The sequence below is a fragment of the Nocardia sp. MDA0666 genome, from assembly GCF_003023875.1.
Taxonomy (GTDB): domain Bacteria; phylum Actinomycetota; class Actinomycetes; order Mycobacteriales; family Mycobacteriaceae; genus Nocardia; species Nocardia aobensis.
Map to the genome: position 1 here is coordinate 783,979 of NZ_PYHT01000001.1, position 22,541 is coordinate 806,519.

Annotated in this window: 22 protein-coding genes; 4 read left to right on the plus strand and 18 right to left on the minus strand. The window is 68.2% G+C overall.

Annotated elements, in window-relative coordinates; translation table 11 throughout:
• Positions 1-19: 19 nt before the first annotated feature.
• The 14 genes from hypE to C8258_RS03790 all read right to left on the minus strand — a co-directional run bounded on the left by hypE (position 20) and on the right by C8258_RS03790 (position 13,601).
• Positions 20-1,105, minus strand: coding sequence for a hydrogenase expression/formation protein HypE (gene hypE / locus C8258_RS03725; protein WP_106953832.1), 1,086 nt, complete (start codon positions 1,103-1,105; stop codon positions 20-22).
• Entirely contained in the window at positions 1,098-2,210 is a 1,113-nt protein-coding gene (gene hypD, locus C8258_RS03730; RefSeq protein WP_106953833.1) for a hydrogenase formation protein HypD, read from the minus strand. The genes hypE and hypD overlap by 8 nt, the downstream gene beginning before the upstream one ends.
• Complete coding sequence (locus C8258_RS03735; RefSeq protein ID WP_036510658.1) at positions 2,207-2,542, minus strand: HypC/HybG/HupF family hydrogenase formation chaperone; 336 nt, start codon at positions 2,540-2,542, stop codon at positions 2,207-2,209. The genes hypD and C8258_RS03735 overlap by 4 nt, the downstream gene beginning before the upstream one ends.
• Positions 2,543-2,562: 20 nt before the next feature.
• Entirely contained in the window at positions 2,563-4,863 is a 2,301-nt protein-coding gene (gene hypF / locus C8258_RS03740; RefSeq protein ID WP_106954051.1) for a carbamoyltransferase HypF, read from the minus strand.
• A 68-nt stretch (positions 4,864-4,931) separates the two neighbouring features.
• Entirely contained in the window at positions 4,932-5,171 is a 240-nt protein-coding gene (locus C8258_RS03745; RefSeq protein ID WP_036510650.1) for a HypC/HybG/HupF family hydrogenase formation chaperone, read from the minus strand.
• A 2-nt stretch (positions 5,172-5,173) separates the two neighbouring features.
• The gene (locus C8258_RS03750) at positions 5,174-5,650 is read right to left on the minus strand and encodes a hydrogenase maturation protease (RefSeq protein WP_106953834.1); all 477 of its coding nucleotides are present in this window, start codon (positions 5,648-5,650) and stop codon (positions 5,174-5,176) included.
• A gap of 142 nt (positions 5,651-5,792) precedes the next feature.
• Positions 5,793-7,124 carry a hypothetical protein gene (locus tag C8258_RS03755; protein WP_106953835.1) on the minus strand — a complete coding sequence of 444 codons (1,332 nt, stop codon included), beginning with the start codon at positions 7,122-7,124 and terminating at the stop codon, positions 5,793-5,795.
• Entirely contained in the window at positions 7,121-7,768 is a 648-nt protein-coding gene (locus C8258_RS03760) for a DUF6084 family protein (protein ID WP_255420403.1), read from the minus strand. Before C8258_RS03760 ends, C8258_RS03755 begins: the two co-directional genes overlap by 4 nt.
• Positions 7,765-8,418, minus strand: coding sequence for a DUF5947 family protein (locus C8258_RS03765; protein ID WP_106953836.1), 654 nt, complete (start codon positions 8,416-8,418; stop codon positions 7,765-7,767). Before C8258_RS03765 ends, C8258_RS03760 begins: the two co-directional genes overlap by 4 nt.
• Positions 8,415-9,242, minus strand: a complete 828-nt coding sequence (locus tag C8258_RS03770) for a NifU family protein (protein ID WP_233224872.1) — start codon at positions 9,240-9,242, stop codon at positions 8,415-8,417. Before C8258_RS03770 ends, C8258_RS03765 begins: the two co-directional genes overlap by 4 nt.
• 105 nt (positions 9,243-9,347) lie before the next feature.
• Entirely contained in the window at positions 9,348-11,144 is a 1,797-nt protein-coding gene (locus C8258_RS03775) for a nickel-dependent hydrogenase large subunit (protein ID WP_106953838.1), read from the minus strand.
• Positions 11,145-11,156: 12 nt separating this feature from the next.
• Complete coding sequence (locus C8258_RS03780) at positions 11,157-12,212, minus strand: hydrogenase expression protein HypE (protein WP_106953839.1); 1,056 nt, start codon at positions 12,210-12,212, stop codon at positions 11,157-11,159.
• An 82-nt stretch (positions 12,213-12,294) separates the two neighbouring features.
• Entirely contained in the window at positions 12,295-13,269 is a 975-nt protein-coding gene (gene hypB / locus C8258_RS03785; protein ID WP_106953840.1) for a hydrogenase nickel incorporation protein HypB, read from the minus strand.
• A complete protein-coding gene (locus C8258_RS03790) occupies positions 13,224-13,601 on the minus strand; it encodes a hydrogenase maturation nickel metallochaperone HypA (protein WP_036510585.1) in 378 nt (125 codons plus the stop codon). The genes hypB and C8258_RS03790 overlap by 46 nt, the downstream gene beginning before the upstream one ends.
• 151 nt (positions 13,602-13,752) lie before the next feature.
• Here C8258_RS03790 and C8258_RS03795 point away from each other — a divergent pair, with 151 nt between their 5' ends.
• On the plus strand, positions 13,753-14,496 hold the full coding sequence (locus tag C8258_RS03795) for a patatin-like phospholipase family protein (RefSeq protein ID WP_106953841.1): 744 nt from the start codon (positions 13,753-13,755) through the stop codon (positions 14,494-14,496).
• An 89-nt stretch (positions 14,497-14,585) separates the two neighbouring features.
• Here the strand turns inward: C8258_RS03795 and C8258_RS03800 are convergent, their stop codons facing one another.
• Positions 14,586-15,203, minus strand: a complete 618-nt coding sequence (locus tag C8258_RS03800; RefSeq protein WP_106953842.1) for a DUF1345 domain-containing protein — start codon at positions 15,201-15,203, stop codon at positions 14,586-14,588.
• Between the two features lie 149 nt (positions 15,204-15,352).
• On the opposite strand from C8258_RS03800, the gene C8258_RS03805 reads away from it, so the two are divergent.
• Positions 15,353-16,300 (plus strand): PHB depolymerase family esterase, encoded by a 948-nt coding sequence (locus tag C8258_RS03805; RefSeq protein ID WP_106953843.1) that lies wholly within the window; start codon positions 15,353-15,355, stop codon positions 16,298-16,300.
• Positions 16,301-16,321: 21 nt separating this feature from the next.
• Here C8258_RS03805 and C8258_RS03810 read toward each other — a convergent pair whose 3' ends face one another.
• The gene (locus tag C8258_RS03810; protein ID WP_106954053.1) at positions 16,322-17,461 is read right to left on the minus strand and encodes an acyl-CoA dehydrogenase family protein; all 1,140 of its coding nucleotides are present in this window, start codon (positions 17,459-17,461) and stop codon (positions 16,322-16,324) included.
• Positions 17,462-17,560: 99 nt separating this feature from the next.
• Here C8258_RS03810 and C8258_RS03815 point away from each other — a divergent pair, with 99 nt between their 5' ends.
• Positions 17,561-18,145 carry a TetR/AcrR family transcriptional regulator gene (locus tag C8258_RS03815; RefSeq protein ID WP_106953844.1) on the plus strand — a complete coding sequence of 195 codons (585 nt, stop codon included), beginning with the start codon at positions 17,561-17,563 and terminating at the stop codon, positions 18,143-18,145.
• Here C8258_RS03815 and C8258_RS03820 read toward each other — a convergent pair.
• Entirely contained in the window at positions 18,136-18,747 is a 612-nt protein-coding gene (locus C8258_RS03820) for a TetR/AcrR family transcriptional regulator (protein ID WP_106954054.1), read from the minus strand. The genes C8258_RS03815 and C8258_RS03820 overlap by 10 nt on opposite strands.
• Positions 18,748-18,847: 100 nt before the next feature.
• Between C8258_RS03820 and C8258_RS03825 the strand changes: the two genes are divergently transcribed.
• Complete coding sequence (locus tag C8258_RS03825) at positions 18,848-20,191, plus strand: cytochrome P450 (protein WP_106953845.1); 1,344 nt, start codon at positions 18,848-18,850, stop codon at positions 20,189-20,191.
• 11 nt (positions 20,192-20,202) lie between these two features.
• Here the strand turns inward: C8258_RS03825 and C8258_RS03830 are convergent, their stop codons facing one another.
• On the minus strand, positions 20,203-22,404 hold the full coding sequence (locus C8258_RS03830) for an acyl-CoA dehydrogenase (RefSeq protein ID WP_106953846.1): 2,202 nt from the start codon (positions 22,402-22,404) through the stop codon (positions 20,203-20,205).
• Positions 22,405-22,541: the final 137 nt, after the last annotated feature.

Sequence of the window (22,541 nt, forward strand, 5' to 3'; positions counted from 1 at the left end):
CCGCGAGCCCGCCGGGCGCTCAGCAGATCCGCGGAAGCTGTTCGCCGGCAGGGAGATCCACCACCCGGGTACCGCCGAGGGCGGTGCGTGCGACCACCATCCCGGGATGTTCGTCGACGCAGACGCCGATCGCGCAGGCCCGCGCGCCCAGCGGATGCGCCCGCATGGCCTCCAGCGCACGGTCCGCGTCCTCGGCGGCGACGAAGGCGATCGCCTTCCCCTCGTTGGCCACGTACAGCGGATCCAGTCCCAGCAGTCCACAGGCATCGCGGACCGCGTCCGGGATCGGCAGCGCGCGCTCGTCCAGTCGCACACCGGTATTCGCGGCTTTCGCGATCTCGTTCAAGGTCGCCGCGACCCCGCCGCGGGTGGGATCGCGCAGCGTGTGGACATCGGCGCCGGTGGCGAGGAGGGCGGCGACCAGACCGTTGAGCGCGGCGGTGTCGCTGCGCACGGTGGTGCCGAATTCCAGGCCTTCGCGGCAGCTCATCACCGCCACCCCGTGCACACCGATGTCGCCGCTGACCAGCACGACATCGCCGGGCCGGGCGCGCTCGGGACGGATGTCGACCCCCGCGGGCACCAGCCCGATGCCCGCGGTGTTGACGAAGATGCCGTCCCCGTGGCCGGCGTCGACCACCTTCGTATCGCCGGTCACCAGCTTCACCCCGGCCGTGCCGGCGGCCTCGCCCATGGCCTCGGCGACCCGGGCGATCTCGGCCAGGTCGGTGCCCTCCTCCAGAATGAATGCCGTCGACAGCGCCAGCGGCTGCGCACCGGCCATGGCCAGGTCGTTCACGGTGCCGTTGACCGCCAGCTCGCCGATCGTGCCGCCGGGGAAGACGAGCGGTTTCACCACGAACGAATCGGTGGAGAACGCCAGCCTCGTGCCGCCGACTTCGACCACCGCCGCGTCCCCGAGCGCGGCGTCGGCGGCGGCACCGAACGCGGGCAGGAACAGGTGCTCGATCAGCTCGCCCGACATCGCGCCCCCACCGCCGTGCGCCATCACGATCGTCGGCGAATCCCGCAGCGGCAGTGGGCACACCCAGCTCTCCGCATCGAATACCGGTGGCGGAGTGGAGGTTTCGGCATGGTCAAGCATGAGCCACCTCCGCCGGCAGATCCAGGCGGCGATACAGGTAGTAGGCGGCGCAGGCACCCTCGGAGGACACCATCGTGGCGCCCAACGGGTTACGCGGTGTGCAGCGGGTGCCGAACGCCGCGCAATCGGTCGGCTTGATCAACCCCTGCAGCACCTCTCCGGAGCGGCAGACCGACGATTCGGCGGTGTGGATATCGCCCACGCTGAATCGGTATTCGGCGTCGTAGTCGCGATAGCGCGGTGAGAGCCGCCACCCGCTGCGCGGAATGACGCCGATCCCGCGCCAGGCCCGGTCGGTGACCTCGAAGACGTCCTCCAACATGGCCTTCGCGGCCGGGTTGCCCTCGGCCGGTACCGCACGCGGGTAGGCGTTCTCGACCTCGCAGCGGCCCTGTTCGAGCTGGATCACCGTGCGGCGGATCCCCTCGAGGATGTCGAGCGGCTCGAATCCCGTGACCACCATGGGAACTCGATATTTCCGCGCCAGCGGCGGGTATTCGCTGATACCCATCACCGAGCACACATGACCGGCGGCCAGGAACGCCTGGACCCGGCAGTCGGGCGATTCCATGATGGCGGCGATCGCCGGCGGGACCAGGACATGCGAGACCAGCAGCGAGAAGTTCTCGATGCCCAGCCGCTGGGCCTGATACACGGTCATCGCGTTGGCCGGGGCGGTGGTCTCGAAGCCGATCCCGAAGAACACCACCTGCCGGTCCGGATTCTGTTTCGCGAGGGTGAGCGCGTCCAGCGGCGAATACACCACCCGCACGTCACCGCCCTCACTCTTGACCCGGAACAGATCCTTGGAACTGCCCGGCACGCGCAGCATGTCGCCGAAGGAGCAGAAGATGACCTCCGGCCGGGCGGCGATCTCGAGTGCCTTGTCGATCACTTCCAGGGGCGTGACACAGACCGGGCAGCCGGGGCCGTGAATCATTTCGATGGTATCGGGCAGCAGTTGGTCGATGCCGTGCCGGATGATCGAATGCGTCTGGCCGCCACAGACCTCCATGATCGACCAGCGCCGCGAGGTGGCGGCCCGGATGCGTTCGAGCAGACGCTGAGCCAGGTCGGGATTGCTGAATTCGTCCAGATATTTCATCGGTTCACCTCGTCGTCACGGGCGGGCTCCGACGGCGCGCCGGAGGTGGGATCGGGAAGACCGGACTGCCGGGCGGCGATGGCGAAGCCGTCGCCGAATTCCTCGTTCAGTACACCGAGGTGTTCGAATTCGGCCAGGGTGGCCAGCGCCGATTCCTCGTCGAGGCGCTGAATGGCGAATCCGACGTGCACGACGACGTAGTCGCCGACCGCGGCATCCGGAATGTATTGCAGGCATACGTCTTTGTGGACACCGCCGAAGTCGACCACCGACATCAGCGTGCCGTCGCGCTCGTACAGGTCGAGCACCTTCCCCGGGACTGCCAGGCACATGATCGGTTCCTTCCTTTCGCTCATCGAGCCCCGGCGGCGAGCAGCTGCCCGAATGCCAGGCCGCCGTCGTTGGGTGGCACTCTGTGATGAGTGATGACCTGAAAGCCCTCGTCCCGCAGCCGGTTTCGCGAGAGCGAGAGCAGCAGCGCGTTCTGGAACACGCCACCGGAGAGGGCCACCGGCACACCCGGTTCGCCGAATCGGCGCGCCAGTGCGACCACGAGTTCGGCGACCGCGACATGGAAGCGCGCGCCGACGAGGTCCGCCCCGGCCCCCGCCGCGATGTCGTCGAGCACCGCGGCCAGCACCGGAGCCGGATCCATTCGCACGGCACCGGCGTCGGGGTCGGGTGCGCCGAGCGCGAATCGGTAGCCGTGCCCGGGGTCCGCGTCCCGCGAGCGGGCCTCCAGTTCGATGGCGGCCTGCGCCTCGTAGTCGACCACGTGGCGCACACCCGCCAGCGATGCCACCGCGTCGAACAGCCGCCCCATGCTCGAGGTCGGGACACAGCCCAGTCCCGTGTCGAGTTGATGGGCCAGGACCCGGCGCTCGGCGGGTGGGCACGCCGCGACCGAGGCGATGGACTCCTCCCACGCGATGCCGGCGGCGTGCAGATGGGCCAGCGCCATCCGGTAGGGCCGGTGCACGCTGGCGTCACCGCCCGGCAGGGGGACGTAGGCCAGATGTGCCAGGCGGCGGAATCCCTTGTAGCCGGCGGCCAGCACCTCACCGCCCCAGATCGCCCCATCCGGTCCGAAACCCGTTCCGTCGAAAGCGATTCCGAGGACGGTCGACGATCCGGGCAGGCCGTGCTCCCCCATCACCGCCGCGATGTGGGCGTGGTGATGCTGCACGGTGTGTACCGGCCGCCCGGCGGCGGCGCGCCGCGCCCAGGCGCTGGAGCGATAGCCGGGATGGGCGTCGACCGCCAGCTGCGCCGGGTGCACGCCGGTCAGTTCCTCCAGATGGCGTTCGGCCGCGCCGAAGGCGCGCAGCGTGGCCAGATCGTCCATATCGCCGATGTGCTGACTCAGCCACGCATACCGGCCCTCGGCGACCGCGCAGGTGTTCTTCACATCCGCGCCGACCGCGAGAACGGGCGCCGAATCCTGCGGCAGCGCCAGCGGCAGCGGCGCGTATCCCCGGGAGCGCCGGATCGGCAATTCGATTCCGTCGACCAGCCGGACGACCGAATCGTCGCAGGGCACGAGGATGCGGCGGTCGTGGTCCAGCACCGCGTCGGCCAGTTCCGGCAGACGTCGCGCGGCGTCCTCGTCGGTGTAGCACAGGGGTTCGCCGCCGAGATTCGCCGAGGTCATCACCAGCGCGACGGGACCGGGCGGATCGCCGGGCAGTCCGAACAGCAGCAGATGCAGCGGCGTGTAGGCCAGCATCACCCCGAGCTCGCGAAGGCCCGGCGCCACCGATTCCGCCGGTGCTCGCTCACCGCGCGGCAGCAGCACGATCGGCCGCTGTGGCCCGCTCAGCACCGCCGCGGCGGCCGCGTCGACACGTGCGAGGGTGCGGGCCGCGGCGAGATCGGCGACCATGACGGCGAAAGGTTTCGCGCCGCGCCGTTTGCGGGCGCGCAGCCGTGCCACCGCATCCTCGTCGTCGGCGGCGCAGGCCAGGTGATAGCCGCCGATGCCTTTGACCGCCACGATTGCGCCCTCGCGCAACATCTTTCGCGCGGCGGCCACGGGGTCACCGGTGCCGGGACCGGAGTAGCGCAGGGTGGGCCCGCAGTCGGGGCAGGCGATCGGCTGAGCGTGGAAGCGGCGGTCGGCGGGATCGTGGTACTCGCGCGCACAGCGCTCGCACATGGCGAAATCGGCCATCGAGGTCCGCTCACGGTCGTAGGGCAGACTCGCGATGATCGTGAAGCGGGGGCCGCAATTGGTGCAGGTGATGAACGGATGCCGGTAGCGGCGATCGGCCGGATCGGCCAGCTCCCGTGCACAGTCGGCGCAGATCGCCACATCGGGCGAGGCCAGGGTGCGACCGCCGCCGCGGGTCGTGCCGGCGATCCGGAATCCGGTGCCGCCGCGCACCGGCATATCGGTGCGCTCGACGGAGTCGACCACCGCCAGCGGCGGCGGGTGGCGGCGCACCCGATCGGTGAATTCGGCCAGCGCCCCCGGTGTTCCCTCGATGTCGACGATCACTCCGTCGCTGTCGTTGGAGACACTGCCGGTCAGCGCGAGTTCGGCGGCGGTGCTGTAGACGAAGGGCCGGAACCCGACGCCCTGCACCACACCGCGCACCACCAACCGGCACCGAGCGCGCCCGGAGTCGGCTACTCGCCCCGTGTCGGTTTTCACCGCTCGGCCCGCCTCGGTATTCACCGCTCGGCCCGCCTCGGTACCCACCACTCGCCTCGCCTCGGTACTCACGGCTCGCCTCGGCTCAGCAGTCGCAGTCCGGCGAGTGCCTCGCGGGCGCCCGCCTCGTCGGTGCGCTCGACCGCGAGACCCATGTGGATGATCACCCAATCCCCCGGTGCCACCGGATCGTCTTCCAGCAGGCCGATATTCACCTTGCGCTCGGCGCCGGAGACGTCGACGAGCGCCAGCTGACCGCCGTAGCCGTCGACGATCTCCACGACCCGGCCCGGAATCCCGAGACACACGATCACACCTCCGTTCGCGACATCCGCACTTGCGCGACCACCCGCGCCACGGTCGCGGCGCCCTCGTCCACCGCGGCCGCCACGGGTGCGGACAGGCCGATCCCCTCGTCGGTCGACAGCACCTGACAGCCGACGACCACGGTGGGTGGCACCACCCCGCCCAGCGCCCGGACCCCTGCGAACACCGCGACCGGATCCATCCCGTGGGCGTCCAGGCCCACCGGCGCCTGCCGGCCCGGTTCGGCGCGCATCACCTCGATGCGGCCCGGCGCACCCCGATTCGGGATCGCGTCGACGAGGACCAGCGCATCCCAGGCATCGAGCAGGTCGTAGGCCAGATGCATACCGCGGATGCCGTAGTCGACCACCCGCACGCCGTCCTCGCGGTCCGGCGGTATCCGCCGCACCACCTCGGGGCCGAAGCCGTCGTCGCCGAGAAAGATGTTGCCGATTCCGGCGACCAGCACCCGGCTGCTCACATGCGCCGCATTCGCAGATAGCGGCGCATATCCGGAATCGAGCGGATTCCGACCAGCGCCAGGACGACAACCGCCGCCGCGACGACTCCCGTCGCCACCATTCCCACCGTCTCCATGACATCCGTCCTTTCCTCCGGCCGCGCTACTCGCCCGGTCCGTCCAGCGGCTCCAGTTCGTCGGGATCGAAATACAGGTAGCGCCCGTACCATTCGTGCAGATCGGCTCCGGGATCGTCGGCGATGACCACACCGACGTGGGTGCGCCCGTCGACGTCGGCGTGCACCGAGGTGACCCGCGCGTCGCGGCCGTCGAAGAACATGTCGTGGATATCGGCGCGCCGGGCCGGATGCAGCCGCACCCGGCTCCCCTTGCGCACCAGCGTCCCGGCGATGGGCACGGCATCCGAATCCGGCCGCACCGCGCCGTCGGCGACCGGATCCCACCAGTCGATCCCGGGCGGGATCTCCGGCACCAGCCGGTTCTCCCCGGCGCCGGGGTCGCGCAGCACGCCGTGCAGTCGCGCCATCTGCTCGGCGGTCATCGCGTCACAGCTGTCCACGATGCGGGCCGCGCGCGGATCGGTGGCGCGCGCGGCCGCCTTCTCCTCGTCGGTCATGGCCATGACGCGCAGGGTGAGAATTTCGTCGATCTCGGTGGCGTCGTAGAGCGATTCCGCGCTCTGCTCGGCGATCTCGGGATGGTCGTAGAGGATGATCGGCGAGATCAGCATCAGGCCGCGGTCACCGGGCGGTCCGGCCAGCACCGGGAAGCAGCGATGCTGGGCGCACCGCGCCACGGCGGCCTCGGCCTCCGGCGGCGGTTCCAGCAGCGAGACGAATTCCGCGCCGGTGGCCTCGGCGATCACGTGCGCGCCGAGCAACGAACGGGCCAGGGCGTCGCGGCGATCGACGGCCGGTTCCCCGGTGTTGCGCACGGTCACCCGCACGAGCCGATATCCGGCCTCGATGGCGACGGCCAGCTCCAATTCGCCGCGCAGCGGGCGGCGAGTGCGCACGACCGTGCCCGCCGCTCCGGTCGCCGGATCAGGCAGGGGTTCGGTCTCGCGGCCTCCCGGAATCTCGAACGGCACCGTCGTGTCGGCCGGGGCGCACGGTCCGACGGTGACCTCCCGTTCGACGGCCTCGTCCCAGTCCGGCCAGGTATCGCCCGCGACGCTCGTCTCCGCGACGGGCGTGCCGTCCAGGTCGTGCACACCGCGATGCTGCAGTTGCAGGAATCGGAGCGTGAACCGCAGGACCGGGTCGCCGTCCGGGACCATCGGCATCTGCCCGGTGAGTTCGGACTCCTCCCCCAGTCCGGAGGCGTGCGCACCGGCGGGGCCGAGGACGCCGAATTGCCAGCGGCACCGGTTCTTTCGCGCGTCGGCCCGGTACGGATAGAGCAGATAACCCTCGTAGAGCACCGCGTCGGCGACCGCGCGGGCTCGTTCTCGGCTCGAGCGCGCGGTACTCACGCCGACTCCTGTGCGCCCGCGAGCAACCGTGCGACCGTCTCGTCGAAGCCGAGCAGACCATGCTCACCCTTGTAGGCCGCGAGGGCGGCCAAGGTGTCCTCGTGCAGCCGCAGCCAGCCCGTGGCCGGGAAGTGCGCCGCCATCAGCTCACGCCACACCGAGACCGGCATCTGGTAGCGGTCGTCGCGATCCCAGGGGATCTGCTGCACCGCGAACCCGTGACTGCCGCGGATGAATACGGTCCCGCTGAACAGGAACAGCAGCGGCACCTCGCCCTCGCGCAGCGCGTGCAGGTACTTCGATCCGGCCACCTCGAGGTCGTAGGTGCACGGCATCGGCAGATCCACCTCCGCGCCGCCGGTGAAGCCGGGAACCGTTGTGGCGCAGTGCATCCAGAGAAACGAGCGCTGGGTGTGGTCCCAGCGTTCGCGCGGACCGAACAGATCCAGCAGTCCCGCGCTCTCGGCGTCGGTGTAGGACCGGCGGTTCGGCTCGATGCGCACCTGGGCGCGCAATGCGATGGCGTGCACGGGTTCGTCACCGACGGAGGCGATTCCGATCCGCGCGGACAGGATCGGAGTGACCGCGTATGGTTCGGGCTTCATCCCGAGCACCGCGAAGGTGGTGGCGTAGGCGGGGCTCACGGCGCCTCCCCCGTGTTTCCCGGATCGAATGCGCGGGCCCGCGCCGTCATCTCGGCGAAGAATCGCGCTATGTAGTCGCGCACATCCGAACCTCCGTCGAAACCGCGCCACAGCAAACGGATCCGGCCCACGAACTCGTAGCAGGCGTCGATCGGCAGCAGCAGGCAGCGTGCCGCGCCGGCGTCGCGTTCGGGAACCTGGATCAGCAGGGCCTCGACATCGTCGGCGAGATCGCCGAATTCCGGGTGCGACTCGGTGAACGCCTGCCAATTATCCAGGGGCAGTTCGGATTCGGTGGCCCCGGCCGGTCCCGGATAGAACGCGACGGTGCGCCCGGCCGACGAACTGTGGAAGAAGAAGGCCAGTCCGACCGGAATCTCGAGGCCGTCCCATTCCGGCAGGCTCATCCGGAAATCAGGGAACGAGACGTACCGCTGCGGCACCGCCCGGTAACGCAGTGCCGCGGCCCGATCGGTGAACAGCAGATAGCAACCCCGGCACACGCACAACATGTGCCGGCTCTCGGTGTCGACGACGTGCTGATGCGCCGCGCCGACGGGTTCGGCGCACATCTCGCACCGCTCCCCCGCCACCGGCGCCGGAGGGCGTTCGGCCGCGAGGCGGCGCAGTGCGCGCACGGTCGGATTCATCCGCCCACCCCCACCGGAATCGCCACCGACAGTTCGCCGTCGCGCACCAGAACCGGCAGCGGCTCGAGATGTCCGCTCCCGTCGAGGCGGGCACCGGCGTGGACGATGTCGAAATGGGCGCGGCACCCGGGACAGCGCAGCACCGGGTCGCCGTGGACCCCGCGGTGCAGAACCGCGCCGGCCAGCGACCGGTCACAGTTCGGGCAGTGATCGCGGTAGACGTAGATCTCGTCGCCGACCCGGCAGGCGAGTACCGTGAGCCCGCCCAGGGCGAAGCCGCCGACCTCACCGGCGGCCAAATCAGCCAATTCCGGTGCGCCGATCCAGTTTCCGCCGGAGCGCACGTGCGCGAACAGCGTCTCCGGGGCGATCACCGCCGTGTCGGCGGCCGCCTCGGCGGCGACCACCTCGATCGCGGTGATCTCCGGTGCGGCGGCGCGCACGGCGTCCTCCACCGCCAATTCCAGTGTCACCGAGGACGACGGGCAACTGCGGCAACTCCCGGTCAGCTCCAGCCGGACCACCGCATCCTCGCCGACCTCGAGCAAGCGCACATCGCCGCCGTGCGATCCCAGATACGGCCGCACGCTGTCGAGCGCGCCGGCGACCCGGGTCCGCACGTCGTGGGGATGCAGGCCGTGCACCAGCAGCAGGCTGGCGACCAGATCGTCGGCGAGCAGTCGCTGCACCGTGGCGTCGTCGAGGACGGCGAGGATGCGCCGCAGTCCGGCGCCGTACAGATCGACCACCTCGCCGACCAGTGCCTCGGCCCGTTCCCGGGCCACCGCACCACCCGCGGAACTGGCATCGAGCAGTGTCTCGATGCGATCACCCGCGCTGCGCCACCGGTCGTCGCCGACCGTCGCCGCGGACTCACCGTCAGGACGCGTGGATACCGCCTCCTCCTGCCGTCGGTACCGGATCTCCGGTTATTCGGCGGTCGATATCTGTGCCGGTGAATGCACCAGGTCCAGGGTCGTGCCCTTTCCGAGGTACATGTGCACACCGCAGGGCAGGCAGGGATCGAAGCTGCGCACCGTGCGCATGATGTCGATGCCCTTGAAGTGCTCGCGGTCGTTCTCCTCGAAGATCGGTTGTCCCTGTACCGCGTCCTCGTAGGGCCCCGGCGTGCCGAAGCTGTCGCGCGGGCTGGCATTCCACGGCGTCGGCGGATAGGGGTGGTAGTTCGCGATCTTGCCGTCGCGGATCACCATGTGATGCGACAGCACGCCGCGCACGGCCTCGGTGAACCCGCAGCCGATCCCCTCGTCGGGCACGTCGAAATGCTCCCACGTCTTGGTCCGCCCGGCCCGGATCTCTGTGAGCGCCTTCTCGGCGAAATGCAATGCGCAGGCTGCCGCGTACGCCTGGAAGTAGGTCCGGGCGCGATCGCGTTCGATGGTGTTGCTGCCGTACTCCGGAATCTTCCATTCGAGTTCGACGGGCCCCTTCAGCGCCGTCTTGGGCAGGTTGATCTGCACGCTGTGCCCGGTCGAGCGCACGTAGCCGATGTCGACCAGACCGGCCAGCGCCGTCGACCACAATCGGGCCAGCGGGCCGCCGCCGGTGTCGAGGGCCAGATGGTCCTTGCCGTCGAACCAGCGCGGTGACATCACCCAGCTGTACTTGTCGTCGAGGTCGCGTTTCTGCGGCTTCGGATTGGTGTGCTGATTCCACGGATGGCGCCGGTCCACCGGATTGCCCAGCGGATCGGTCTTCACGTACATGTCCTGATCGGTCCAGTCGTCGTAATACGAACTGCCCAAAAGGATTCGGAGCCCTAGATTGATGTCGAGCAGCGAGGTGGTGACGAGTTTGCCGTCCACCACCACACCCGGCGTCACGAACATCCGCCGGCCCCAGTCCTCCATGTCCTTGTACTCGAAATTGCAGATCTCGGGATCCTGGAACGAGCCCCAGCATCCCAGCAGAGTGCGCCGCAGCCCGACCCGCTCGTATCCGGGCACGGCGGTGTAGAAGAAGTCGAACAGGTCGTCGTGCATCGGCACGACCTTCTTCATGAATTCGACGTAACGCATCAGCCGCGACATGTAATCGGTCATCAATTGGACCGTGGCGACCGTGCCGACGCCGCCGGGATACAGCGTCGAGGGATGCACGTGCCGGCCTTCCATGAGGCAGAACATCTCTCGCGTATACCGGCTCACCTGCAACGCCTCGCGGTAGAACTCACCGGTGAAGGGATTGAGCGCTTCCATGATGTCGCCGATGGTGCGATAGCCGTGCATCGCGGCGTGCGGCGCCTCGGCCTTGCGGGCGGCGTCGAGGACACTCGGATTGGTCTCGGCGACCATCTTCTCGCAGAAGTCCACTCCGACCAGATTCTCCTGGAAGATGTTGTGGTCGAACATGTATTCCGCGGCCTCGCCCAGATTGACGATCCACTCGCCCAGATGCGGCGGCTTCACGCCGTAGGCCATGTTCTGGCAGTAGCACGAACAGGTGGCGTGGTTGTCACCGCAGATTCCGCAGATGCGGCTGGTGATGAAGTGCGCATCCCGCGGATCCTTGCCGCGCATGAATATCGAATAGCCACGGAAGATGGACGACGTGCTGTGACACTCGACCACTTCCCGGTTCTCGAAATCGATTTTCGTGTAGATACCGAGGCTGCCGACGATCCGGGTGATCGGATCCCACGCCATTTCGACGAGCGAATCCGGCTCGATCGTCTTGTGCGACGCCTCCGGGATGATCTGTGTCATCGCGAGATTCTCCTACCAGGTGCGAGTCGCGCCCGTATCGAGTTTCTCCCCCTTGTGCCGCCAGTGCGGCTCCTTGTCGACCGTGCGGCCGGTGATGTGGCGCAGGCTGCGGATCACCGATCCGTACAGCCCCGACGCGGTGGACGAGAGTTTCCCGCCGGGCGGTTCGTCCATGAACGGCATGAACATGTCCGGGAATCCCGGCATGGTGCAACCGATGCAGATGCCGCCGACATTCGGGCAGCCGCCCACACCGTTGAGCCAACCACGTTTGGGCACATTGCATTTCACCACCGGGCCCCAGCATCCTAATTTCACGATGCATTTCGTGGAACCGTATTCCTCGGCGAATTCGCCCTGTTCGTAGTATCCGGCGCGATCGCAACCCTCGTGCACGGTGGCACCGAACAACCATTTCGGGCGCAGCGCTTCGTCGAGCGGAATCATCGGCGCCTGGCCGGTGGCCATGTACAGCAGATAGGTCAGCGTCTCGGAGAGATTGTCCGGCTGGATCGGACATCCGGGCACACAGACGATCGGAATATCGGCCTTGGACGTCCAATCCCAGCCGAGATAATCCGGAACTCCCATCGCTCCGGTGGGGTTGCCGGCCATCGCGTGAATGCCACCGTAGGTGGCGCAGGTGCCGACCGCCACGACCGCGGTGGCCTTGGGCGCCAGCCGGTCGAGCCATTCACTGGTGGTCATCGGCTGATTCGTCTCCGGGTTGTTGCCGAAACCGCACCAGTACCCGTCCTCGTGCAATTGCTCGTTCGGGATCGAACCTTCGACCACCAGAACGAAAGGTTCGAGTTCGCCGCGGTCGGCCTTGAAGAACCATTCGAGGAAGTCGTCGGCTCCCCCGTTCGGACCGCATTCGAAATCGATCAGCGGCCAATGTACGGCGATCTTGGGCAGGCCGGGAAGCGCTCCGAGCGCGATTTCCTCGACACTGGGCTGGGTGGCGGCAGTCAACGCCACCGAATCACCGTCACAACTGAGGCCCGCGTTGATCCACAGGACGTGTATCAGCGTCTCTTCGGCCCGAACTGCTTCCTGGGTTGGCATGAACGCCGCCTTCCCGAGCCGGGCGGGGGCTGGCCGATCCGGCTCGAAGCCGTCTCAATCTGTGATACAGACCACACAGATATTAGTCTCGCGTCAAATGAACCTCAATGGGTGCGGCGGCTACCGACGAGCGTTGCCCGGCGAGCCAGCCGTACCAGTCACCGAGGCCCTCTCCGCTCGTCGCGGACACCGGGAGCACCGTCACCCCGGAATTGATCGTCCGGACGTAGCGCGTACAGGTGGCGAGATCGAAGTCGACATAGGGCAGCAGATCGATCTTGTTGATCAGTACGAGGCCGGCCGCGGCGAACATGTGGGGATACTTCAACGGCTTGTCGGTTCCCTCGGTCACCGAGACGATGACGACTTTCGCGCGCTCGCCGAGGTCGAACAGGGCGGGGCACACCAGATTGCCGACATTCTCGATCAGGACCACACTCTCGCGCGCCGGGTGCAGTGATTCGAGTGCGCCGCGAGTCATCTGGGCGTCGAGATGACAGCCGGCGCCGGTGTTGATCTGCACCACGGGGCAGCCGGTGGATTCGATCCGCCGCGCGTCCAGCAGGGTCTCCTGGTCGCCCTCGATGACCGCGATCGGCATGCCCGGGCATTCACGGATGGTGCGTTCGAGCAGCGTCGTCTTGCCCGCGCCCGGCGAACTGGTCAGATTCAGGGCGAGGATGTCCCGCTCGGCCAGCCAGCGCCGATTGTCTTGTGCCAGTTGATCGTTCTTGGCCAGCACCTTCTGTTCCAGAGTCACCGTCTCGGTCGGCGGACCGCCGTGCTCGTGCGGGTGGGAGTGGTCGTGCGGGTGTGCGTCGCCGTGGTCGTGCGGGTGTGCGTCGTCGTGATCGTGAGCGTGCCCGTCGCCGTGACCGTGCGCGTGCCCGTCGCCGTGGTCATGCGCGTGCCCGTCGCCGTGGTCATGCGCGTGGCCGTGATCGTGATCGTGCCCGTGGTCGTGGTCGTGGTCGTGGTCGTGCGGATGGTCGTGCTCGTGCGGACCGGTGATCACCGCCTGGGTGTCGTCGCCGCCGCATCCGCAGGTTGCGCACATGTCTCACTCACCTCCATGGAGCGGATTCGCAGCTCCCGCCCGGCGCGGATGTCGACGTCGGCGCTGCCGCAGGCGCACAGCGGGATCAGATCGGGCAGACCGAATTCGGCGCCGCAGGTGCGGCAGCGCGCCCGGCCCGGAATTTCCTCGACGACGAGTTCCGCGCCCTCGGCGAGAGTGCCTTCGGCCGCGAGGCCGAAACAGAAGTGCAAGGCATCCGGGACCACCGCGCAGAGCATCCCGATCGCAACGGTCACGCGGTACACCCGCCGCCCGGCAGCGTGTTCACACGCGCCGCTCACGATCCCCTGCGCGATTGCCAGCTCGTGCATGAGTTGTCTCGATTCATCGAGAGGCCGATTCATCGAAGGCCGACCCACTCAGCGTACTCCGGCAACTTTCCCGCACAACCCGCTCACCAGGACCATCCGGTCGTCTCGGCTGTGGGAGCACCGCCCTGCGGGTCGCCGGTAGGCTCGGCGCGTGACTTCCGCTCTGCCGCCCAACAGTTTTCGGTCCGCGCTCGTACTGGGCGGAGGCGGAACGGTCGGCACCGTGTGGACGGTCGGGCTGCTGGTCGGCCTGCGGGAAGCCGGGATCGACCTCGCTTGTGCGGACCGTGTCGTCGGCACCTCCGCCGGCGCGGTCGTCGCCGCGGTACTCGCCGACGGCGGCGACGTCGCCCGCTTGCTCACCCCGCCCGCGCCGGGGCAGGAATCCACCCCGGCCGTCCCCGCCGACGCCGCCGAACATGTCGCGCGAATGGACGCCCTGCTGGCGATGCCGCATTGGCCGGACCGCGATCTGGTCATCACATCGGTCGACGCCGAATCCGGCGACCTGCGCGCGTGGACCCGAACCGACGCGGCGTCCGTGGCCGAGGCAGTCGCGGCGAGCACGGCGGTGCCGGGAGTCTTCCCGCCGATCCCGATCGACGGCGGCCACTACGCCGACGGCGGCGTACGCTCCCCGATCAATGCCGACCTCGCGGCCGGCGCCGAGACGATCGTGATCCTGGAACCCGGCGCCCACCTCTACCCACGAGCCGACACCGACGACGAACTCGCCTCGGCCACAACGGTTTCCATTTCTCCGGACGCGCAAGCCATCGCCGTCACAGGTGCGGACGTCTTCGACCCGGCCGCTCTGCGCCCCGCCTACGAAGCGGGACTACGCCAGAGCACGGTCGCCGCCGCGCGGTTGCGGGGGATCTGGCCGGCGTCTTAAGGCCGCAGGACCTCAGGAATCGAAGCGGTCGAGGATTTCGGCGGCAACCACGCTCTGCTTCGGCGCTGAGATTCGTGCGGTCGGGGTAGTCACCGCCCACCGGTCACCACCCCGACCGCGACTCCGATGACCGCAGCGTTGTAGAAGAAGCCGAGCACCGAATGCACCAGAACCTGTACGCGGATGTCCCGATGGTGGGTCTCGACATCGGAGACCGCGAAGGACACTCCGATGGTGAACGCGAAGTAGGCGAAATCCAGCAGATTCGGTTGCTCCGATCCCGGGAACGCCAGCGTGCGGTCCGGCAACAGCGCGTAATAGGTCCGCGCATACTGTTCGGCGAAGCCCAGGTGCAGCAGAAACCAGGCCAGCAGGGCCGCGACGGCCGAAACGGCTTTCGCGGCTGCCCCGAATTTCTCGTCGACATCCGCGATCATCGATACGACCGCGACCAGCCCGACCGCACTGGCCAACCCGATCGCCAACAGCGCCGCCCAGTTGCCCTGCACCTCGGCGAGCCATTCCTCGGGGTCGTCCTCGCGCCGGTTCCGCAGCAGCCGCACCGCCCAGATCACGACGTATACGGCCGCCAGAACGTCCCAGACCACGAGCCAGTCGTTCGGGTCGCCGGCCCACAACACGGCCAGCCCGACCACCACCAGCCCTGCCTCCATCGCCCGGCTGAGGATCACTTTCGGCCTGATCATGATCCGATCATCGTCGCAGTCGGCGCTCGGTTGCCGGAGGTGCCGTCGGGCGAGCTCCGCGTCGCGATACGTCCCGCAGTCACCGCGATTTCAGGTGATCCTCAGCGCCGCGTGATGAAGACGCCGCGGATCCGGTTTACCGTTGTGCGATGGGTAAGCGATTCGCACCGGTCCCGGCCTTCGTCGCGGCAGCCGGTCTGATCGCCGCGGTGAGTGGATGCGCTCCGTTACACGCCGCTCCGGCCGGAGACCGGACGGTCACAGTGGAGTCGAGCGGCCTGCCACGGCAGTATCTGATCCACGAACCGTCATCGCCCGGGCCGGGGAAACGACCGGCCGTCCTGATCTTCCACGGCGGCGGCGGGTCGGCCGAAAACATGGCCGCCACAACCGGTTTCGATACCCTGGCCGACACCGAGAGTTTCGTCGCCGTGTACCCCGTCGGCTCCGACAAGAGCTGGAACGACGGCCGCGGCGCGGACACCACCGCGGGCGCGAAGCGGATCGACGATGTCGCCTTCGTCTCCGCGATCATCGACCGCCTCGTCGCCGACGACGACGTCGATCCGAACCGCGTCTATGCCACCGGCCTGTCCAACGGCGCGATGTTCACCGAGTACCTCGGCTGCCGGCTCTCTGCGAAGATCGCGGCCATCGCGCCGGTCGCCGGACCCCTTCCCGTCGCCGATGCCGCCGACTGCGCCCCCGCGCACCCGCTGTCGGTGCTCGAAATCCACGGCACCGCAGATCCGGTCGTCCCCTACGACGGCGGAGTCGTGCGGATGACCTCCGGCCGCCTCGGCCCCGGCACCAGCCCCGTCCTGTCCGTCGACGCCACCCAGGAACTGTGGCGCACGAAAAACCGGTGCGGCTCCGTCACGACTGCCGAACTGCCGACTGTCGTCGACGACGGAACCACCGTCCGCACCGCGACAGCCGCGTGCGCCGACGGCACTCGGGTAGCGGCGTATTCGATCGACAACGGCGGCCACACCTGGCCGGGCGGCCCGCAATATCTGCCGGACGTTCTCATCGGCAAGGTCAGCCGTCAATTCGACGCCGCCACCGTCATCTGGCAGTTCTTCACCGGCCGATAGCGCCGACCGGGTCCGTGGCGGCTACTTCGCGAGTGAGCGGCTGATGACCAGACGCTGAATCTGGTTGGTGCCCTCGAAGATCTGGGTGATCTTGGCTTCTCGCATGTACCGCTCGACGCGGAAGTCCCGGGTGTAGCCGTAGCCCCCGAAGACCTGCACCGCGTCGGTGGTCACTTTCATCGCGGCATCGGTGGCCACCAGCTTGGCGACCGAGGCCTGCCGCGAATAGGGCCGTCCGGCATCGCGACGCCGCGCGGCGTCGAGGTAGGTGGCCCGGGCCGAGTCGACGGCGGCGGCCATATCGGCGAGCAGGAATCCCAGGCCCTGATGATCGATGATTTTCTTACCGAAGGTGCTGCGCTCCTTGGCGTAACCGACGGCCTCGTCGAGCGCGGCCTGCGCCAACCCCGTCGCCACCGCGGCGATCCCCAAGCGCCCGGAATCCAGTGCGCTCAAAGCGATCTGGAGACCTTGCCCCTCGGCGCCGATCCGCCGCTCCGCGGGCAGGTACGCGTCGTCGAAATGCGCGGTGGTCGTCGGCACCGCGTGCAGGCCCATCTTTTCCTCGGGCTTGCCGAAACTCAGACCCTCGAGGTCCTTCGGCACCAGGAAGCACGAAATCCCGCGCGACCCGTCACCGGTCCGCGCGAAGACGTTGTAGAAATCCGCGACACCACCGTGGGTGATCCAAGCCTTGGTGCCGTTGAGCCGATACCCGCCGTCGGCGGGCACGGCCTTGCACGCCACCGCCGCGGCGTCGGATCCGGCTTGCGGCTCGGACAGGCTGTAGGCGCCGATTGTCGTGCCGCCCAGCATCTCCGGTAACCATCGGCGCTGCTGTTCCTCGGTCCCGAACATCATCAGCGGATGACACGCGAGGCTGTGCACGCTCACCGCGACCGCGACCGCCGCCCACCGCGCCGCGATCTCCTCGAGCACCTGCAGATACACCTCGTAGGGCTGACCGCCACCGCCCCACTCCTGCGGATACGGCAGACTCAGCAACCCCGCCTCGCCGAGCGTGGCGAATACACCGCTCGGATACGACTCCGACCGCTCGTGCTCATCGACGATCGGCGCGAGCGCCTTGTCCGCGATGTCACGGGTGAGCTGGATCAGCTCGTGCGCCTCGTCGGTGGGCAGCAATCGATCGACAGCCACGACATCCTCCCTCTCGGCCACGCATGGCAGTACTCTGTTATCAGCCAGAGTACTGTCCGGCGGACAGTACTGCAAGACTCTTTTGAGTACTATTCAGGCATGACGCAGACGACTCGTGGCGGTTTCGGTACCCGGCGGCGTACCGAACTGTTCGACGCGCTTGTCGACCTCTTCCTGACCGAGGGCTTCGCGCATCTGACCCTCGACGAGATCGCCTCGCGGCTGCGGTGTTCCAAGAGCACGCTCTACACACTGGCCGGCAGTAAAGAACAACTGGTCCGCGCCGCCACCGTGCACTTCTTCCGCCGCGCCACCGACGATGTCGAACTGCGCATCGCTACCACCACCGGGGCCCGCGAACGCATCATCGCCTACCTGTCAGCCGTCGGAACCGTCCTCGGCGCCGCATCCCAGCAGTTCATGACCGACCTGGACGCCTTCGCACCGTCCCGAGAGGTGTACGAGCAGAACACCCGCCTCGCCGCGAGACGAGTCCGCGAACTCGTCGACGACGGCGTCGCGGCCGGCGAATTCCGGGAAGTCCACGCCGCTTTCGCCGCGGACCTCGCCGCGACCATGATGGTGCGCATCCAGCAGGGCGGCGTCCGCACCGAAACCGGCCTCGACGACGCCGACGCCTACCGTGAACTCGCGACCATCCTCACCACCGGCATTCAGCGATAGAGACCGCGCAGTGCCCGGCACGCGGCCTCGACCATCTCCTCGGCGCTCACCTCGATGGCGCCGTCGAGCCAGGCGGTGACCAGTTCGGCCATACCGCCGATGAACAGCAGACCGGAGGTTTCGTCGGCGGCCCGGCTGCGGCCGGAATCGCCGAGCCACGTTCGTACTTCGAGGGCCGACTCGTGCGCCAGGTGCCGCAGCAATTCGGTACGGCGCCTGCGCAAATGGGGAAATGCCACCGATTCGACGATCGCGACTCGACCCTTGCGCGGATCCTCGACCAGCAGCCGCACGAACGCGCCGATCGATGCCCGCATGCGCGCTTCCGGATCGTCTCCGGCAGCCTCGGCGGCGCTGCGGCTGGTGTCCTCGATTTCGACGGCGATCTGGTTCAGGACGGCTTCGAGCAGGGCGTCGAGTCCGGTGAAACTCTCGTAGAAGTAGCGCTCGCTGAGTCCGGCTTCGGCGCAGACCGCGGTCATCGTCGTCCGGGTTCCCGCCTCGGCCCACACCGTGAGACCCGCGTCCAGCAGGCGCGACCGGCGTTCGGTGGCCCGTTCGGCGGCGGTCGCTCCGCGATAGACCCCTGATTGCACGGCCATGACCCCCAGCATGCCACAGCGACTTCGCGATCAAGGTTGACAGGACGCCCTTCCTGAATCAGGCTGTGACGTGAGCGGCATCACAGAGACGAGGTGTGCGATGACGGCTGACGCCCTGGAGACCAGGCCTCTCCCGACCCAGCGGCGCGAGGATCGTGGCTACCCGGTGCTCGGGCAACTGCTGCAATACGCACAGGACCCGCTGGCACTGTTCCAACGCGAATGGGATCACTACGGGCCCGTCGCCCCGATGTATTCCCTCGGCCGGACCGCGGCCCTGCTGCTCGGTCCCGACGCCTGCGGGGAAGCGCTGCTGAACAAGGATGGGGCACTGGCCAACGAGCCCGCCTGGTCGCGGCTGGTCGGCCCGTTCTTCCACGGCGGACTCATGCTCATCGACTTCGACGAGCACAAGCGGCATCGGCGGATCATGCAGCAGGCGTTCACCCGTCCCCGCCTGCAGGCCTACACCGAGCGGCTGCATCCGGCGATCGAACAGGGTGTCGCGCATTGGGACGAGAGCGAATCCTTCCCCGCGTATCGGAAACTCAAGCAACTCACCCTCGACATCGCCGCCGACCTGTTCATGGGCGGCGCCGCCGACACCACACCGGCCGAGATGGACCGGATCAACAAGGCGTTCATCGCATGCGTGCAGGCCGCGGCCGGAATCGTGCGCGGCAATGTGCCGTTCACCCGCTGGGGCAAGGCCTACCGCGGCCGGAAAGTCCTCGAAGACTTTCTGCGCCACTACCTCCCCGCGAAACGCGCCGAACAGACCGACGACATCTTCTCGGTGCTGTGCCACATCGAAGACGAGGACGGCGCCCGCTTCAGCGACGACGATGTGGTCAACCACATGATCTTCCTGATGATGGCCGCCCACGACACCTCCACCATCACCACCTCCACGATCCTGCAGTATCTGGGACAGCATCCGGAATGGCAGCAACGGTGCCGCAGTGAGGCAGCAGCACTGGGGCCCGCACCGGCGATGGCCGAACTCGAGCGGCTGGAGTCCATCGATCTGGTGATGCGCGAGGCGCTGCGACTGCGCGCCCCGGTCCCGGTCCTGGTCCGCTACGCGGTGAAAGACACTGTGATCCAAGGGGTTCGGATTCCGGCCGGCACCGATGTCGTCATCGGAATCCAGTTCACCCACCTGATGCCGCAGTACTGGACCGACCCGCACACCTTCGATCCCGACCGCTTCGGCCCCGAACGCCGCGAGGACAAATCGCATCGCTTCGCGTGGGAGCCCTTCGGAGGGGGCGCGCACAAATGTATCGGCATGCATTTCGGCGGAGTGGAAGTGAAGTCGATCATGCACCGCCTGCTGCGTGACTACCACTGGCGGGTGGACCCCGCCTACGTCCCGCCCCTGGACTATCACTCCCTGCCCTATCCCAAGGACGGCCTGCCCATCACCTTCGTCCGTAACTGAGTGCGCTCCCGCTACTTCCGCGGCAACCCCATGACCAGGGTGGCGATCGTGTTGAGCTGGATTTCCAGTGTCCCGCCGCCGATCACCCAGCTCGGGATGTCGAGTTCGTGCAGGACGACCTCGCAGTCCTTCTCGTTCAGCGCCGCGGCGGGACCGATGAGTTCCAGAGCGGCGGCCGCGGCGTCGGTGTGCAGCATCGAGGCCGCGGCCTTGGACATACTGGTGGCCGGGCCGATCCCGTGACCACCGAGGCGCCGAATCGTCTCGCGCAGATTCATCGCCGAGATGGCGGCTCCGCGCGCACTGATCCGGCCCAGCACGCGCAGGGCGTTCTCCCGGCTGCCCGCGTACTCCCCACGTTCGATGATGTCGACGATGCGGGAGTTGTGCCCAGGATCGCGGACGCCGCCGATGAAAAGCCGTTCCTGGGCAAGGGTTTCCAGCGTCAGCGCCCAGCCCTGCCCGACCTCGCCGAGCACCATGTCGTCGGGAACGAAGGCGTCGTCGAAGAACACCTCGTTGAATTCGGCCTGACCGCTGGACTGGGTGATCGGGCGGACCGTCACACCCGCACCGTGCATATCGACCAGGAACATGGTCAGGCCGCGATGGCGTTCGGCCTCGGGATCGGTGCGCGCCAGCAGCAGTCCCCAGTCGCAGCGATGCGCCAGCGTGGTCCAGATCTTCTGGCCGTTGAGCCGCCAGCCGTCACCGTCCTTGGTGGCGCGCAGGCTCAGCGACGCCACATCCGAACCCGCTTCCGGTTCGCTCATCAGCTGACACCAGATCTGTTCGCCGCGCAGTGCCGGCGCGGCCAGCCGGGCGAGCTGTTCGGGGGTGCCGCGCTGCAGCACGATCGGCACCACCCATTGGCCGATTCCCATGGAGGGCTGCGCGATTCCGTGCCGGTCGTATTCGTCCTGCAGGATCAGCTGTTCCAGCGGGCCTGCCTCGATCCCCCACGGTTTCGGCATCGGCGGCGACACCAGGCCGGAGTCGGCGAGCAGCGTGCGGCGAGGACCGGTATTGGTGGCGTCGTGGTCACCGATCTTGCCGGGAGTCGGGTTGTCCAGGGCGGCAGCACGATCCAGAATCTCCGACACCCATGTGCGGAACGAGGAATCGGTTTCCGGCAGCGGCACCGCGAACGTGCGCGGGCCACCGAGCGCCACTTCGCCGAGCCGGCGTTCCCAACTCTCCGCGGAGCCGCCGAGCCCGGCCAGGGACATGGCCCGCCGCCAGTACAGATGCAGATCGTGCTCCCAGGTGAAACCGATCGCGCCGTGCAGGCACAGACATTCCACGGCCGCGTGCACGGCATTGCCGAGGGTGGTGAGCGCGGCACCGGCCGCGGCGTGCGTGCGCTGCGCCGGTTCGTCGGCCAGACCGCGCACCGCGTCCCAGGCCGCCGAGGTGGCGAGCTCACTGGTGATCAGCAGTTGTGCGGCGCGGTGCTGCACGGCCTGAAAGGAACCGACGGGACGGCCGAACTGCTTGCGGGCCTTGATGTATTCGGTGGCCGTGTCCGAACACCAGCGGATCACCCCGGCGGCTTCGGCGGCCATGAACGCGGTGGCGACCGCCTCGGCATAGCCGGTGTCGATGCCGGTGAGCTCGGTTCCGGCGACATCGCGCAAACGGACGACGGCGAGGTCGCGGCCCAGATCCGATCCGGCACACGCCTCGATCTGCACACCCTGGGCGTCACGTTCCACCAGGAACCAGCGAATGCGGTCGCCGTCGGCCGCGGCCACCAGCAGCACATCGGCCGCGGCGGCGCCCAGCACCGGGCCGGTCTCACCGCTCGAGCCGCCCTCGGCGAACCGCACCCCGTGCACCGTGTCCACCGTCGCGCCGGTCCCGCCCTCGGCGAAACGCCGCAACGTATCACGCACCGCCGCAACGGATTCCGCTGACGCGACGACGGCGCTAGTGATCACTGAGGGCAGGAGCGGACCGGGTAGCAGCGCCCGCCCGGTTTCGGCGAGCACCACCGCCATCTCGTCGAGCGTTCCGCCCTGCCCACCCACCTCCTCCGGCAGATGCACACCGGGCAGTCCCAGCGCGACCAGATCCGCCCAGAAGGTGGGCAGTTCGCCGGCGGCGAGCCGATCGGTGTGCTTGCGGGTGTACTCACGCGTGTGGTGGCGGTCGGCGAATCCGCTGACGGCCTGCGCCAGCGCCGCCTGATCCGCGGTCAGAGCTAGGGGCACGATCTCACTCCGCTCGGCGTCGATACGGTCCGGGTTCCGGCCCGGACACCCCGATTAGAACAGGTTGCATCGAGTTGCGGAGCCGTTCCCCGCGACGACGTGCCGCCCCTGAGTGGGAGTGGTCGATCTCGGTGCCG